Below are 15,261 nucleotides of genomic sequence, written 5' to 3' on the forward strand. Positions count from 1 at the left end.
GCCTGGATGACTTTCTCCGTTGATGGATGGCCACGATGTTCCGGTTGGTCCTAGCCCGCCTGTTGTTTGCCCTGGTGCCGCTGGTCTGTGCAGCAGGCGCGCCGGTGCATGCGCAGCTTTTTGAAACGCGGGCACAGCAGGCCTATCTGGTCGACGCAGACACCGGCACGGTGCTGTTTGCCAAGAACGAGAACGATCTGGTGCCGCCGGCTTCTCTGGCCAAGCTGATGACCATGGAAGTGGTGTTCAACGCGATCAAGACCGGCCGGCTGACGCTCGAGGACACTTTCCAGGTTTCCGAAAACGCCTGGCGGACCGGCGGGGCGGCGTCGCGCACCTCGACCATGTTTGCCGAGCTCAAATCCTCCATTCCTCTGGTCGACCTGATCCAGGGCGTGATCGTGCAATCGGCCAATGACGGCTGCATCATCATTGCCGAAGGCATGGCAGGGTCGGAGGACAATTTTGCCCGTCTGATGACCGAGCGCGCCCGTGACATCGGCCTGACCCGCTCGGTGTTCGGCAATTCCAGCGGCTTGCCGCACCCTGATTCCAAGGTCTCGATGAAGGACCTGGTCACGCTGGCCCGCCACGTCCAGACCACCTATCCGGAATTCTACCGCTATTATTCGCAAAGGGATTTCACCTGGAACAATATCCTGCAGCGCAACCGCAATCCGCTGCTCGGGCTCGATATCGGGGTGGACGGTCTCAAGACCGGTTACACCGAGGAATCGGGCTATGCCATCGTGGCATCGATCAACCGCGAGGGCCGGCGGCTGTTTCTGGCCATGGGCGGCATGAGCAGCGAACGCGAACGCGCCGAGGAATCGCGCAAGATGCTGGAATGGGGCATCCGCGCCTTCGAACGCAAGAGCCTGTTTGCCAAGGATGAAACCATCGGCGAACTCAGTGTCTATGGCGGGGCGGGGCAGGCCATCGTCAAGGCCCGCGACAATATCGACATTTTCCTGCCGATCACCAATCCGGACCGGCTGTCGGCCCGAATCACCTATCGCTGGCCATTGCGCGCGCCGCTTGATGCGGGCACCCAGGTGGGCGTGCTCAAGGTCTATATCGGTGACACGCTGTCCCAAGAAACGCCGCTTTATGTCACGGAAACCGTCGACAAGGGGCCGCTGCACACCCAGGCTCTCGACGCCCTGCTCGAACTTGCGCAATTCTGGCTATAACTCGGCTTGCAGCGTTCATTTCCAGACCGAAATGCTTTAGACACGAACGACCCGGTTCCGCCGGGGAGTTCAATCAACAGGGTCACCGGGTGCGATGCGCCCTGCCTGGCCGGGAAAGCAGAGCGTGACGAAAAGCACAGGGCGCTTCATAACCTTTGAAGGCGGGGAGGGGGTCGGCAAGTCGACCCAGATCCACCGGCTGGCCGATGTGCTGCGCCGCCGCGGCCATGATGTGCTGGTCACGCGCGAGCCCGGCGGCTCGCCCGGGGCGGAAGCCGTGCGCCATGTTCTGCTGTCGGGCGCTGCCGAAGAGTTCGGCGTCCGCATGGAAGCCATCCTGTTCGCCGCCGCGCGCAGCGATCATGTGGAGGAGGTGATCCGACCGGCGGTGGACCAGGGCACCATTGTGCTGTGCGACCGCTTCATGGATTCAAGCCGCGTCTACCAAGGCGTGACCGGCAATCTGGAACCGCAATTCATCCGCAATCTCGAGCGCATTGCCATTCACGGCATGGTGCCGGATCTGACGCTGGTGCTGGATCTGCCGGCCGAATCCGGATTGCGCCGCGCCAAGGCGCGCGAGAGCAAGGATGCGACGCCCGACCGTTTTGAGAAAGAGGAACTGTCGACGCATGAAATGCGCCGAGAGGCGTTCATCGAACTGACCCAGAAGGAGCCGGACCGCTGCAAGCTGATTGACGCCAGCCGCTCACAGGACGGCGTGGCGCTGGCGATCCTGTCGGCTGTCGAACCTCTGCTGCAGCAGACCGGCGAGACCAGCGCACCGGCACAGGACCAGAAATCATGAAGGAGGCGCAACCGGGATTGCTGGAAGGTGCCATTCCGCCCGAAAGCAACACGGCGCTTTTCGGCCATGACGCTGCCCAGTCCTTTCTGGCCAGCGCCTACCGCTCAGGCCGGATGCATCACGCCATCCTGATCGAAGGCGCTGAAGGCATCGGCAAGGCGACCCTGGCCTACCGCTTCGCCCATCATGTGCTGACCCATCCCGATCCGCTCGCAGCACCCGACCGCATCGCCGATCCGGATCCCGACGACATGGTCGGCCGCCAGATCGCCAGCGGCGCCTCGCACAATGTGCTGCATCTGGCGCGCCCGGTGGACGAGAAGACCGGCAAGGTCAAATCCGTCATCACCGTTGACGAAGTGCGCCGCTCGGCAAAATTCTTCGGCCAGACCTCGGGCACCGGAAACTGGCGGATCGCCATCATCGACCCGGCCGACGATCTCAACCGCAACGCCGCCAATGCCTTGCTCAAGATCCTCGAGGAACCGCCGAAGCGGGCGCTTTTCCTGGTGTTGTCGCACACGCCGGGGCGGCTGTTGCCGACCATCCGCTCGCGCTGCCTGTCGCTGCGCCTGCAGCCGCTGTCACCACCGGACCTGGACCGTGCCCTCGGCCATCTGGGCGCAGCACCGGGCGAGATCGACTCGATCATCAAGTTGAGCGAAGGCAGCGTTGCGCGGGCGCTGATGCTGCGCAATTACGGCGGCGTCGACATCGCCGAGGCCTTTGTCGACATTCTCGAACGCGGCAGCCTCGATAACCGCGAGCCGATCTACAAGCTGGCCGAAACCCTGGCTGCGCGCGACCGTGACGTGGCCTACCAGTTCTTCACCGAACTGGCCGTCGACCGGGTACGGGCCATGGCAGGCGAAGCGGGGACTGCCGGCGATCTGGCCGAAGCCGACCGGCTGGCCAGGCTGTCGACCGCGCTGGTCGAGCATTTTGCCACGGCGGCGGCCTACAATCTCGATCGCAAGCAGACGGTGCTGCACGTGTTTTCTCTGTTTTTCGGGTAGAGGACGGGGCAGTTGGGCATGGCATCAACCGGCTTTATCGCTTATGACGACGACAAACGGGGATCTGCATCGGGATCCTCGCCAGGACATTGCATCTGAAGGCGATCATGAGCAGCGAACGTTTCTACATCACCACACCGATCTTCTACCCCAACGGGGTGCCGCATATCGGCCACGCCTACACGGCGATCGCGACCGACGTGCTGGCCCGGTTCCAGCGGCTTGACGGCAAGGATGTGTTCTTCCTGTCCGGCACTGACGAGCACGGCCAGAAGATGCAGCAGACGGCCGAGAAAGAGGGCATCAAGCCGATCGAGCTCGCCGACAAGAATTCGGCCGTGTTCCGCGACATGCTGGTTCAGCTCAATTGCTCCAATGATGACTTCATCCGCACCACCGAAGAGCGCCACAAGATCTCCGTGCAGGAATTGTGGAGGCGGATGGAAGCCAATGGCGACATCTATCTGGGCAATTACGGCGGCTGGTATTCGGTGCGCCAGGAAGCCTATTTCGACGAGGCGGAAACGACCCTCGGCGAAGATGGCATCCGCCGCGAACCTTTGGGCTCGCCGGTGGAATGGGTGGAGGAGGAAAGCTATTATTTCAGGCTTTCCGCCTATGGCGACAAGCTGCTGGAACTGTTTGACAAGAACCCGGATTTCGTCGCTCCCGCCGAGCGCCGCAATGAAGTCGCGAGCTTCGTCAAATCCGGCCTCAGGGACCTGTCGATTTCGCGCACCACATTCGACTGGGGCGTGCCTGTGCCGGGCAACGACAAGCATGTCATGTATGTCTGGGTCGACGCGCTGACCAACTACATCACCGCCGCCGGCTTTCCCGACGAGGCTTCGGACAAGTGGAACTACTGGCCTGCCGTGCACATGATCGGCAAGGACATTGTCCGCTTCCACGCGGTCTACTGGCCGGCCTTCCTGATGTCGGCCGGGCTGGCGCTGCCGGCAAAGGTGTTTGCCCATGGCTTCTTGCTGGTCAAGGGCGAGAAGATGTCGAAATCGATCGGCAATGTGGTCGATCCCTTTGCGCTGATTGACGCCTATGGTCTTGATCAGGTGCGCTATTTTTTCATGCGCGAAGTACCCTTCGGCCAGGACGGCAGCTACAGCCCTGAAACCATTGCCACCCGGATCAATTCCGATCTCGCCAATGGCATCGGCAATCTCGCCAGCCGTTCACTGTCGATGATCAACAAGAACTGCGATGGCAAGATGCCGGATTGCGGTGAGCTGACCGATGCGGACAAGGCGCTGTTGACAACCATCGACACGGTGATCGGGAACGTGCGCGCGGACATGGCCGATTTTCAGATCCACAAGGCGCTGGCCTCGATCATCGACGTGGTGGCTGACAGCGACCGCTATTTTGCCGGCCAGGAGCCCTGGGCGCTGAAAAAGACCGATCCGGCGCGGATGGAAACCGTGCTTTACGTGACGGCCGAGACCGTGCGCCAGATCTCGATCCTTTTGCTGCCGTTCATGCCGGAATCGGCTGGAAAACTGCTCGATCTGGTGCGCGCGCCGGCTGACAAGCGCGATTTCGCAGCGCTTGGCGAGGCCGGGCGCCTGCAGGCCGGGACAGCGATCGACAAGCCGGAGCCGATCTTCCCGCGTTACGTTGCGCCGGAAGAAGCCGGATGAGGCCGATGTTGATCGACAGCCATTGCCATCTCGATTTTGCCGATTTCGACGCCGAGCGCGACGAACTGGTCGAGCGCGCCCATGCCTCGGGCGTCAAGCAGATGGTGACCATCTCGACCCGTGTCAGGAATCTCGACAGGCTGCTGGTGCTGACCGAGCGCTATCCGAGCGTGTTCTGCTCGGTCGGCACTCATCCCAACAATGCCGGCGAAGAGCTGGATGTGACGGCTGACGAGCTTGTGGCGCTGGCCGAGGCCCATGACAAGATTGTGGCCATCGGCGAGGCCGGGCTCGACTATTTCTACGACACACAGAAACCCGAGGACCAGAAAACCGGTCTGAGACGCCACATCGAGGCCGCGCGGCGCACGCAATTGCCGCTGGTCATTCACAGCCGCAGCGCCGACGAAGACATGGCGGCCATCCTGACCGAGGAAACAGGGAAGGGGGCCTTCCCCTTCATTCTGCACTGCTTTTCCTCCGGCCAGGCGCTGGCCGACACGGGTGTTAAGCTGGGCGGCTATGTCTCTTTCTCAGGGATCCTGACCTTCCCGAAATCGACGGAATTGCGCGACATCGCCAAAACCGTGCCGATGGACCGGCTGCTGGTGGAAACCGACGCGCCCTATCTGGCACCCAAGCGCTGGCGCGGCAAACGCAACGAGCCGTCCTATGTGGTCAACACTGCCGAATTTCTGGCCGAGGTGAAAGGTGTTTCCTACGAGGAGATCGCCCGGATCACCACCGAAAACGCCTTCCGCTGTTTCACGAAGATGCCGCAGCTGTGACAGGGACCGTTCGACGCCAGTTCACGATTCTGGGGTGCTCCTCCTCGCCGGGGGTGCCGCGGGTCAATGGCGACTGGGGCAATTGTGACCCGGAAAATCCGAAGAACCGACGCAGCCGCGCTGCGTTGCTGATCCGCCAGATCGGCGCCGATGGCGGCGAAACCACAATCGTGGTCGACACAGGCCCCGACTTCCGCGAGCAGATGATCGCCAACAAGGTGAAAAGCATTGATGCGGTGCTTTACACCCATTCCCATGCCGATCATGTCCATGGCATCGATGATCTGCGCGGCTATGCGCTGTCGCAACGCACGCGGATCCCGATCCATGCCGATCCCGAAACCATGGCCCGCATCCGCGCCGGTTTCGGCTATTGCCTGGAAACCCCGCCCGGCAGCGAATATCCGCCGATCACCAGACCGACCCTGATCACCTCGCTGGATGCACCGATCACCATCACCGGCGCGGGCGGCTGCATCGAGGTGCAGCCGCTGGATCAGGTGCATGGCTCGATCCGCTCCCTGGGTTTCCGCATCGGCAATCTGGCCTATTGCTGCGATGTCAGCGATTTTCCGCGCCCGACCGTAGAACGGCTGCAGGATCTTGATGTGCTGATCATCGACTCGCTGCAATACAAGCCGCATCCGAGCCACCTGTCGATCGACCAGGCGCTGTGGTGGATCGAGAAACTTGATCCGAAACGGGCGATTCTCACCCACATGCATGTGCCGCTTGATTACCAGACCGTGCTGGACGAAACGCCGGACCGGGTCGAACCCGCCTTTGACGGCCTGACAATCGAAACAGTGCTGGTCGAGTGAGCGCGGACTCTACGAGCCTGTTCCAGGCCCTGAAAACGCTGGCAATTGGCATCACGACCGGACAGTAAAACCAATTATTACCAGTTATTTTTTCGGCCCCTAAAACGTTGTTTTTAGCCGGTCACGGCCTCTCTTTAAGTAGATTTCAACATAGACTGGCCTAAATGCGTCGTTCTCACGGAGGTCTGCATGCTGGTCGGGTTGCAAAACAGCATTCTAAAAATGGTCGCGCAAGGCGACGACCTGGTCATGATGCTGACGCGTCTATGCCGTGATGTCGAGCAGATGCTGCCGGGCAGCTATGCCTCGATCCTGACCCTTGATGACGACGGCCGGCTGCATCCCTGCGCCGGCCCAAGCCTTCCCAAGGACTATTCGGCAGCACTCGACAACCTTCCCATCGGTCCGCTGGTCGGGTCCTGCGGTACCGCGGCCTACCTGCAGGAAAATGTCGATGTCACCGATATCGAACATGATCCGCGCTGGGCCGCCTACAAGGACCTCGCACTGTCCTACGGACTCAAGGCCTGTTGTTCCAGCCCGATTTTTGGCAGCAAGGGCACGGTGCTGGGCACATTGGCGCTGTATTTTCGCGAACCGCGGTCAACGACGCCGTTCGAGCAGAGTGTCGTCGTCGGGTGCCTGCCGCTGTGCATGATTGCGCTCGAGTGTCATGAACGCTTGCAGGAGCACCGGCGGCTGGCCTTTACCGACGCGATGACAGGTCTGCCAAACCGCGGCAAATTCGGCGAGGTGGTCAAGATGATCCAGCCTGCCGATGACTGGTCGCTGCTGCTGCTCGATGTCGACAATCTCAAGGCCGTCAACGACACATTCGGGCATGCGACAGGCGACGGCCTGATCTCGACGATCGCCTCGCGATTGCTTGAAGCCGTCAGCCCCTTGCCGGCCTATCGCCTCGGAGGCGACGAGTTCGCGATCATCCTCGATCAATCCTCCACCAGCCATGTCGAGAAAATCGTCAGCCAGGTCCTTGCCGTGATCAGCGCGCCCGCTGTCTGCGGCGGGCACACAGTGCTTCCGACCGCCACCATCGGCATCGCCCGCTCTGGCAATGGCTGTTCCGTCACCGATATCCACCATCACGCCGATATCGCGCTCTACCATGCCAAGGAGATGAGCCGCGGCGGCTTTGCCATCTATGATGCAACGATCGCGTCGGCGATTTCCAAGCGCTCCGCAGCCATCAAGTCCGTCGCCGCGGCGTTGAAGGAAGACCGGATCGAAGCCTGGTACCAGCCCATCGTCCGCATCGACACCGGCGACGTCGTCGGTGTGGAAGCGCTGGCGCGTATGCGGCTCGCTGACGGCACCATCGTGCCTGCGGCGCAGTTCCACGAAGCCACCAAGGATGCCCAGGTCGCGGCAAACCTGACCCGGCAGATGATCAAATGCGTGAGCCGGGACATCGGCCACTGGCTGCGGATCGGCATTCCGTTCCAGCATGTCGGCATCAACCTGTCCGCGGCCGATTTCCGGGGCACGGATCTGCAGGAAATCTTCGAGACCGCCTTCGCCAAGGAAAATGTTCCGCTTCAGCACGTCATCCTCGAAGTCACCGAGTCGGTCTATCTCGGCGAACGAGACCAGGGGGTTTCGACCAGCATCGGCGAACTTCGCAAAGCGGGCTTCAAGGTCGCGCTTGACGATTTCGGAACCGGATTTGCATCGCTGACCCATCTGATCACCGTTCCCGTCGACATCATCAAGATCGACAAGTCCTTTATCGACCGGCTCGGCCCGGAAGATGTCGGCACCGGCATTGTCGAAGGCATCTTGCACATTGCCGAGCGGATGGGCATCCGTGTGATCGCTGAAGGTATTGAAACCCTTGCGCAGGCCAGGTTGCTGCTGGAACGCGGCTGCACGCTCGGGCAAGGCTATCTCTATTCCAAGGCGCTGCCGGCCGATGAAATGACCGTTCTGCTGCAGCGGCGGGGTCAAAAGCCCGACAATTCGACCAGGGCCAAGCGCCAGGCCTGACGGCCGTGCGTCAAGGGCAGGGGCGTCGCTGCCCCGTCACGCACCGCCTGCCCCGATTTGCGGCGGGATCGGGCCCGTATGCCGGTCAACTCCACGCCTGCCCTTGACGTCCTCCGGTTTCATTCCGATTGCAGCCAGTCCAGAACAGCGGCCGTATCCGCACCGCGCGCCGGAATGTCGCGCGGCGTGAGGTGCGGCTTGGTCGAGAAGCGTGGCGCCGGTGCGGCCTGAAGCACACCGTCGACAACCCGCCAGATGCCGCGTGAGGCCATGTGCGGCTCGGCAGCGGATTCGACCGGATCGAGAGTAGGGGCCACGCAGGCATCCGACCCTGCAAAAACCGCTTCCCAATGCGCGCGTGGATGTTTTGCCACAATCCCGGCAATCAGCGCCGTCTGGCGCGGCCATTGGGCAGCATCATATTGCGACGCAAAAACAGGGTCATCGGTCAGCCCAAGCCGCGCTAAAAATTCGGCGTAGAATTTCGGCTCCAGGCATTGCACAGAGATATAGCCGCCATCCGCACAGGCGTAACAGCGGCTCCAGTGCGGACCGTCGAGCAGGCTCCGGCCACGCGCCATCGACAAGCCTCCGGTCTGCGCCAGCGCCATCAGCAGGTTCATCATATGCGCCGAGCCGTCGACGATCGCCGCATCGACCACCGTGCCGCCACGCCCGGCACGCGCCGCCATCACGCCGGCCAGAATGCCGGTGACCAGATAGAGCGCGCCACCGCCGATATCGCCGACCAGCGTCGGTGGCGTGAACGGCGCTTCACCGCAATTGCTGGCATACCAGGCAGCACCCGAGACCGAGACATAGTTGAGATCATGACCGGCGGTCTGCGCGCGCGGTCCGGTCTGGCCCCAGCCGGTCATGCGGCCATAGACCAGATCCGGATTGACGCTTGCAAGATCATCGGGCCCCAGGCCAAGCCGCTCCATGACGCCGGGCCGGAATCCTTCGACCAGCGCTTCCGAGCGGCTGACGAGTTTCTTCAGCACAGCCACATCATCGGCGGATTTCAGATCCAGTTCGATCGAGCGTTTGCCGCGATCAATCAGCGAGCGCTCGGGCATGCCAGGCGCCGGCTGTCCATGCTTGCGGTGAACCACGATCACGTCGGCGCCGAGATCGGCCAGCAGCATGCAGGCAAATGGCGCCGGGCCCAATCCTTCGATTTCTATGATCCGCAATCCTTCGAGCATGAAGTCCTCATCTGTCGCGCGCCAATCTCTGGCTGCCATCCGCCGTGTCGAGCGCGACTAAATCACATTCCGCTGCCGCTTTCACTTGTCAGATCCGGATCCGGCCGACATTCTCGCGCACGGAGTTGAGAAATGTATGCATGCGCATGATTTTCCTCAGCTTCTCAAGCGCTGGCCAAAGCCACGCACCACAACGGCATCATACGAGCTAGTTCCATAATCCATCTTATGCGATCTTTATTTCGCTGCGGAGGGCACGCCTGATCCTGTGGCTGCGTGTCTGCTTTGATCGCCGCGGCTGCTTTGCCCTTGCGGGCATTGAACGGTTGTCCTATCTCCCCGAGACCCGTCCCCAACTCCCCGGAGCCTCTGCATGTCCTTTGCCAAGCTTGACGATCATTGCCGCGGTCTGAGCGCGCTCGATCACGCGCTGTCCATTCTCGGAACCGACGAAGCAGTCAACATGGCGCCCGGCGGTGGCGAGAGCCGCGCCGAGGCGATGGCGACCCTGTCGGGCATGTATCACCGCCAGGCCACCGATCCGAAGGTGCGCGACTGGCTGGAGGCCGCCAAGGCCGAGGATCTCGACCCTGAGCAAGAGATCGCGATCGGCGAGCTCGAACGCAGCTATGTCAACATGACCTGCCTGCCCTCCGATTTCGTCGAGCGCAAGATGCGGACCAGCATGAAGTCGGAGCAATTGTGGCGCAAGGCGCGGCCCAAGGGCGACTGGACATCGTTCCAGCCGGCGCTGGAAGAGGTCGTGACAATGATGCGCGAGGAAGCCGCAATGCGCGCCGAGGTGCTGGGGCTTGCGCCTTACGACGCGCTGATGGAGCAATTCGATCCGGGCAACCGGACCGCCAGCATCAATCCGGTCTTCGCCGAGCTGAAAGCCTTTCTGGTCGATTTCGTGCCCGAGGCGCTGGCGGTGCAGGAAGAAAATCTCTCCAGGCGTCCGCTCAAGCCCTTGTCGGGCGATTATCCGGTGGAGCGACAAAAGGCGCTGGGCCTGGCGATGATGCAGGCCGTCGGCTTTGACATGAACCATGGCAGTCTCTCGGTGTCCGATCACCCGTTCTGCGGCGGCGTGCCCAGCGATGTGCGAATGACCACGCGCTACCGCACCGACGAATTCCTGCCGGCGCTGATGGGCATTCTGCATGAAACCGGCCACGGGCTTTACGAGCAGAACCTGCCAAAAGACTGGGCGCATTGGCCATCCGGCAAGGCACGCGGCATGTCGATCCATGAAAGCCAGAGCCTGTTTGTCGAAAAGCAGATCGGCCGCAACCCGACCTTCTGGCGCTTCGCCCTGCCCCTGGTCGATGACCATCTGAAGGAAGCCTGGACCATGGAGGACCTGCTGCCGCATGTGCACCAGGTCAAGCGCGGCAAGATCCGGGTCGATGCCGACGAGGTGACCTACCCGCTGCATGTGATCCTGCGCTACGAACTGGAGCAGGAATTGCTGTCAGGCGCCATCGAGACCAAGGATCTGCCCGAAGCCTGGGATGCCAAGATGCAGGAATCCCTGGGCATTTCCACGCTTGACGATCCGCAGAACGGTCCGATGCAGGACGTGCACTGGCCGTCGGGCGCGTTCGGCTATTTCCCGTCCTACACGCTCGGCGCATTGATGGCGGCACAGCAATGGGCAACCATTCTGAAGACCAATCCCGATGTCGACGCGCAGATCGGCTCCGGTGATTTCGATCAGGTCAATGCCTGGCGGCGCGACAATATCTGGTCAAAGGCGTCAACTGCCTCGACGCCGGACATCTTGCGCAACGCCACCGGCGAAGCGCTCAACCCGGCCTGGTTCATCGCTCATCTCAAGGCTCGCTACGGCAAGTAAAAGGCGTGTTGCACGCCGGTCGAGCCCTGCCCTTAGAGCAAGGCTTCGCCCGGTGCCGCAGCCGACACCCTGGCCTCCGCGGCGGCCTCGCGGCGGCGCTTTCGTTCGCGCATGATCGTGTAGATCCCGGTGGCGATGATGATGCAGGCGCCGGCAAGCGTGTAGCCATCGGGGAATTCGGCAAACACCAGCATGCCGATCATGGTGGAAAACACCAGTCGCACATAGCGGAACGGTGTCACCACGCCGATTTCACCAGTGCGGGTGGCCTCGGTCAGCGCCCAATAGGCCCCCACCCCGATCAGCAGCGCTCCGGCCAGATAGCCGCCTTCGGCCGGGCTCGGGATCTCGGCGCCGCCGGTGAAAGCCAGCAGCACAGCGCCCGAAAGCCCGACGGCAAAGAAGCCCCAGGCCGCCAGTTGCAGCGATGATATCGACTTGGGCACCTTGCGGCTGGCGAGATCCCGGATTGCCAGGCCGACCACGCCAAGAACCGCCCAGAACACATTGGTGTCAAACCCCTCGAAACCGGGCCTGATGACCAGCAACACGCCGCAAAACCCGACCAGGATCGCAGTCCAGCGGCGCCAGCCGACTGCCTCGCCCAGCACCAGCGCCGCCCCCATGGTCACCAGCAGCGGTGTCGCCTGCAGGATGGTGGTGAGCGTCGCCAGCGGGATCAGCGTCAAGGCGGTGACAAAGCAGAGCCCGCCCAGCATCTCGCAGAGATTTCGGATCATCACCGCGGGATGGAAGAAGCCCGAGGAAAACACGCTGGTGCCGTTGAGGCGGGCATAGACCGCAAAGGTCAGGGCGCCAAAAATTCCGAGGAAACCCAGGATCTGGCCCACCGGCAGCCCTCCGGCGGCCAGTTTGATGAACATGTCCTCCAGCGCAAATCCGGCCATGCCGAGAACCATCAGGATGATGCCGCGCATATTGTCCATGATGACTGTTCCTGCTCGGTTGGTGGTGAATCTGTGCGCCACAACCGGCGCCCAGCGTGCCTACTCCGATTAGACCGCTTGCGAAACCCTTTCATGACAGAAGAGACGCAATTACGGTCGCGATTGGCCGTCATGGGTTTTCGGGCTGGCCGGCCACGCATTTTCGGCACGCATGCCGCCGACCATGCGTGCCAGCATGCTCAGGAACAGTTCCCGCTCCGCCGCCGGCAGACAGTTCAGCACTGTCTCGTTGACCTCTCCCGCCGCAGCGGTTGCCGATGCCTCAAGCGCGCGCGCGGCATCGGTCAGCATCACCAGTTGCGAGCGCCGGTCATCGGGATGCGGTTTTCGCGCCACCAGATTGTCGCGCTCCATGCGAGCCAGCGTGTTGGCCATGGTCGCCTGCTCCACCCCGATCCGCAGGGTCAGCGCCCGCTGGGTCAGGCCGTCCTCTGTCCACAATTCGCTCAGAACCAGAAACTGTGCCGCCGACAGCCCCAGTGGCGCCAGCCGGCGCTGCAACTCGGCGCTGTAAAGCCGCGCCAGTTCACTGGCCAGAACGCCGGCAGATCGGTTTTTATCAAAGGTCATGCCTTTTTCTAGCATTATATAGCACGCTATTCAATAGTGTATAGTGCGCTATATAAATGACGATATTGCTCGCCGCCCTTCCCTTTCAAAGGTCTGAATTTATTGCTGAATTCACTCTATCCTCGTTGGTCTCGACAGGCCGGAAAACCCATGGAATGACCCGGATCAATCCTATCTTTGGCTTCCTGGCCTTCCCGTCACTTGACATGCAGGTAATTGCCTGCATATTAATCTTCATGATGACAAAACCGAACGATGACGCAGACAAGGTGTTCAAGGCGCTGGGTGATCCGACCCGCAGGCTGCTGCTTGATCTTCTCTGCGAGCATAATGGGCAGACGCTGAGCGAGCTGTGCGAAGGCCTTGACATGGCCCGGCAGTCGGCCACCCAGCATCTGGGGATCCTGGAGGATGCCAACCTCGTCAGCACGGTCAGGCGTGGCCGCGAGAAGCTGCATTTCATCAATCCCGTGCCGCTGCACGAGGTCTATGAGCGCTGGGTTCGCAAATTCGAAACACAGCGGTTGAGCCTGCTGCACGATCTCAAACAGGAACTTGAAGGAGAGTGACCATGAGCAAACAGAAGACCAGCTTCGTCTATGTGACCTATATCCGCTCGACGCCTGAAAAGGTGTTTGAGGCGATCACAAAGCCGGACATCGCCCGCCGCTATTGGGGCCACGAGAATGTGTCCGACTGGCAACCCGGATCGAAATGGGAACATGTCCGCGCCAATGACGAGCGCACGGTCGAACTCGTCGGCGAAGTCATTGAAACCGCGCCGCCATCGCGCCTCGTCATCAGCTGGGCCAATGCGTCCGAGGCTTCCGATCCGGAGGCTCACAGCCGGGTGACCTTCGATATCGTCGAATATGAATCCATGGTCCGCCTGACCGTCAGCCATGACGAGCTCGAAGCCGGCAGCGGCATGGCCAACGGAATCTCAAAGGGCTGGCCGGCGGTGCTGTCGAGCCTCAAATCCTACCTGGAAACCGGCACGCCCATCGACGTCTTCGCCAGGCCGAAAAACGAGGGCTGAAGCCATGAAGATCGGGATCATCGGCATCGGTGAGATCGGCGGAACCCTGGCGGCCAGATGGAGCCGCAACGGACACAGCCTCCGGGTCGCCAATTCGCGCGGACCCGAGGCAGCCAGGGCATTTGCGGACGGGATAGGAGCCACCGCCACCGATGTTGTCGGCGCGGTGGAGGAGGCGGAGGTCGTGCTTCTCTCCATGCCCTTCCCCGCCGTGACAAGCCTGCCCAAAGGCCTCTTCGACCGGGCGGAGCGGGATGTGGTGATCATCGACACCGCCAATTATTACCCCGACATACGCGATCCACGCATCGCGGAGATCGATGCCGGCATTCCGGAAAGCGTCTGGGTCTCACGTCAACTCGGGCGTACGATCTTCAAGGCGTTCAACAGCATCATGTTTCACGCTCTTTCCAACCTGGGAAGCCCCCAAGGTGCCCCGGACCGGCTGGCTCTCCCCGTTGCAGGCGATGACGCCCGCGGCAAGCAGGTCGTCATGGATCTGGTCAATGAGACCGGGTTTGATCCTGTTGATGGCGGCAGGCTGGAAGACTCCTGGCGTCAACAACCGTCAACGCCGGCCTATTGTTGCGACTATGATGCGGCGAGGACGCGCCAGGGACTGGAAGCTGCGGTCAAAGGCAGGGCCGAGACCGTCCGCGACACGCTATGGCGGGAAAGATACATGGCGCTGTTTGCCGACAAGCCTGCCTATGCCGACGTGCATCCCAGAGTGATTGCCCTGAACCGTTCACTCAATCCGCTCTGAGCCACGGATCCGGCCACGCCCCCTGCCCGGTCTTGGCATCGCGCCACGTTCCCCGGGTTCAGATTTTCAACACCGTCCAAGGGAGACTGATCATGAGCAAGACCTATAGCGGCGGGTGCGCCTGCGGCGCGATCCGCTATCAAACCAGTAGTGAGCCGATCTTTCAGAACCACTGCCAATGCCGCGATTGCCAGAAGCGGAGCGGCACCGGGCATGGCTCCTACCTCACCTTTCCCAGCCGCGCCGATGTGACGGTGACGGGAGAGGCCAGCACCTGGCGGATCGCAGGTGACAGCGGCAACGAGAAGATCCACGCCTTCTGCCCGACCTGCGGGACGCCGGTCTATCTGACCTTTGTCGCCATGCCAGAGCTGTTTTCGGTGACGGCAACGAGCCTGGACGACCCCGGCCAGTTCCAGCCGCAGGCGCTGACCTACGCCGTTCGCGGCCATGCATGGGACGTGATTGATCCCGCCTTGAGCGCATTCGAGCGCATGCCCGGATAGAGCTGCCGGGACCCCGTGCCGGCACTCGGGTTCCCTTCGTCAGTACGGCGCTGTAGTCAGG

Annotated in this window: 15 protein-coding genes; 12 read left to right on the forward strand and 3 right to left on the reverse strand. The window is 61.9% G+C overall.

All coding sequences use genetic code 11. From position 1 onward, the window contains the following. Window positions 1-35: 35 nt before the first annotated feature. The 7 genes from OEG82_RS13220 to OEG82_RS13250 all read left to right on the forward strand — a co-directional run bounded on the left by OEG82_RS13220 (window position 36) and on the right by OEG82_RS13250 (window position 8,285). Complete coding sequence (locus OEG82_RS13220) at window positions 36-1,193, forward strand: D-alanyl-D-alanine carboxypeptidase family protein (protein ID WP_267612888.1); 1,158 nt, start codon at window positions 36-38, stop codon at window positions 1,191-1,193. 94 nt (window positions 1,194-1,287) lie between these two features. Next, window positions 1,288-2,001 carry a dTMP kinase gene (tmk, locus tag OEG82_RS13225; RefSeq protein WP_267612889.1) on the forward strand — a complete coding sequence of 238 codons (714 nt, stop codon included), beginning with the start codon at window positions 1,288-1,290 and terminating at the stop codon, window positions 1,999-2,001. Beyond that, window positions 1,998-3,017, forward strand: a complete 1,020-nt coding sequence (locus tag OEG82_RS13230; RefSeq protein WP_267612890.1) for a DNA polymerase III subunit delta' — start codon at window positions 1,998-2,000, stop codon at window positions 3,015-3,017. The genes tmk and OEG82_RS13230 overlap by 4 nt, the downstream gene beginning before the upstream one ends. Before the next feature lie 107 nt (window positions 3,018-3,124). Further along, the gene (metG, locus tag OEG82_RS13235) at window positions 3,125-4,672 is read left to right on the forward strand and encodes a methionine--tRNA ligase (RefSeq protein ID WP_267612891.1); all 1,548 of its coding nucleotides are present in this window, start codon (window positions 3,125-3,127) and stop codon (window positions 4,670-4,672) included. A 5-nt stretch (window positions 4,673-4,677) separates the two neighbouring features. Next, window positions 4,678-5,460 carry a TatD family hydrolase gene (locus OEG82_RS13240; protein WP_267614947.1) on the forward strand — a complete coding sequence of 261 codons (783 nt, stop codon included), beginning with the start codon at window positions 4,678-4,680 and terminating at the stop codon, window positions 5,458-5,460. Beyond that, window positions 5,457-6,281 (forward strand): MBL fold metallo-hydrolase, encoded by an 825-nt coding sequence (locus OEG82_RS13245; protein ID WP_267612892.1) that lies wholly within the window; start codon window positions 5,457-5,459, stop codon window positions 6,279-6,281. The genes OEG82_RS13240 and OEG82_RS13245 overlap by 4 nt, the downstream gene beginning before the upstream one ends. A gap of 189 nt (window positions 6,282-6,470) precedes the next feature. Continuing rightward, window positions 6,471-8,285: a sensor domain-containing phosphodiesterase gene (locus OEG82_RS13250; RefSeq protein WP_425497587.1), complete on the forward strand. Its 1,815-nt coding sequence runs from the start codon at window positions 6,471-6,473 to the stop codon at window positions 8,283-8,285. A gap of 119 nt (window positions 8,286-8,404) precedes the next feature. On the opposite strand, the gene OEG82_RS13255 is transcribed toward OEG82_RS13250, so the two are convergent. Next, a complete protein-coding gene (locus OEG82_RS13255) occupies window positions 8,405-9,493 on the reverse strand; it encodes a CaiB/BaiF CoA transferase family protein (protein ID WP_267612893.1) in 1,089 nt (362 codons plus the stop codon). Window positions 9,494-9,866: 373 nt separating this feature from the next. Here OEG82_RS13255 and OEG82_RS13260 point away from each other — a divergent pair, with 373 nt between their 5' ends. Continuing rightward, complete coding sequence (locus OEG82_RS13260) at window positions 9,867-11,351, forward strand: carboxypeptidase M32 (RefSeq protein WP_267612894.1); 1,485 nt, start codon at window positions 9,867-9,869, stop codon at window positions 11,349-11,351. Window positions 11,352-11,383: 32 nt separating this feature from the next. Here the strand turns inward: OEG82_RS13260 and OEG82_RS13265 are convergent, their stop codons facing one another. Next, window positions 11,384-12,298 (reverse strand): DMT family transporter, encoded by a 915-nt coding sequence (locus tag OEG82_RS13265; protein ID WP_267612895.1) that lies wholly within the window; start codon window positions 12,296-12,298, stop codon window positions 11,384-11,386. 111 nt (window positions 12,299-12,409) lie between these two features. Then, a complete protein-coding gene (locus OEG82_RS13270; RefSeq protein ID WP_267612896.1) occupies window positions 12,410-12,889 on the reverse strand; it encodes a MarR family winged helix-turn-helix transcriptional regulator in 480 nt (159 codons plus the stop codon). A gap of 239 nt (window positions 12,890-13,128) precedes the next feature. Here OEG82_RS13270 and OEG82_RS13275 point away from each other — a divergent pair, with 239 nt between their 5' ends. The 4 genes from OEG82_RS13275 to OEG82_RS13290 all read left to right on the forward strand — a co-directional run bounded on the left by OEG82_RS13275 (window position 13,129) and on the right by OEG82_RS13290 (window position 15,200). Further along, window positions 13,129-13,458, forward strand: a complete 330-nt coding sequence (locus OEG82_RS13275) for an ArsR/SmtB family transcription factor (protein ID WP_267614949.1) — start codon at window positions 13,129-13,131, stop codon at window positions 13,456-13,458. A 2-nt stretch (window positions 13,459-13,460) separates the two neighbouring features. Beyond that, window positions 13,461-13,928 carry an SRPBCC family protein gene (locus OEG82_RS13280; RefSeq protein WP_267612897.1) on the forward strand — a complete coding sequence of 156 codons (468 nt, stop codon included), beginning with the start codon at window positions 13,461-13,463 and terminating at the stop codon, window positions 13,926-13,928. Window positions 13,929-13,932: 4 nt separating this feature from the next. Next, entirely contained in the window at window positions 13,933-14,694 is a 762-nt protein-coding gene (locus tag OEG82_RS13285) for an NADPH-dependent F420 reductase (RefSeq protein WP_267612898.1), read from the forward strand. Between the two features lie 92 nt (window positions 14,695-14,786). Next, on the forward strand, window positions 14,787-15,200 hold the full coding sequence (locus OEG82_RS13290; protein WP_267612899.1) for a GFA family protein: 414 nt from the start codon (window positions 14,787-14,789) through the stop codon (window positions 15,198-15,200). Window positions 15,201-15,261 lie beyond the last annotated feature (61 nt).

The organism is Hoeflea ulvae (genome assembly GCF_026619435.1).
Taxonomy (GTDB): Bacteria; Pseudomonadota; Alphaproteobacteria; order Rhizobiales; family Rhizobiaceae; genus Hoeflea; species Hoeflea ulvae.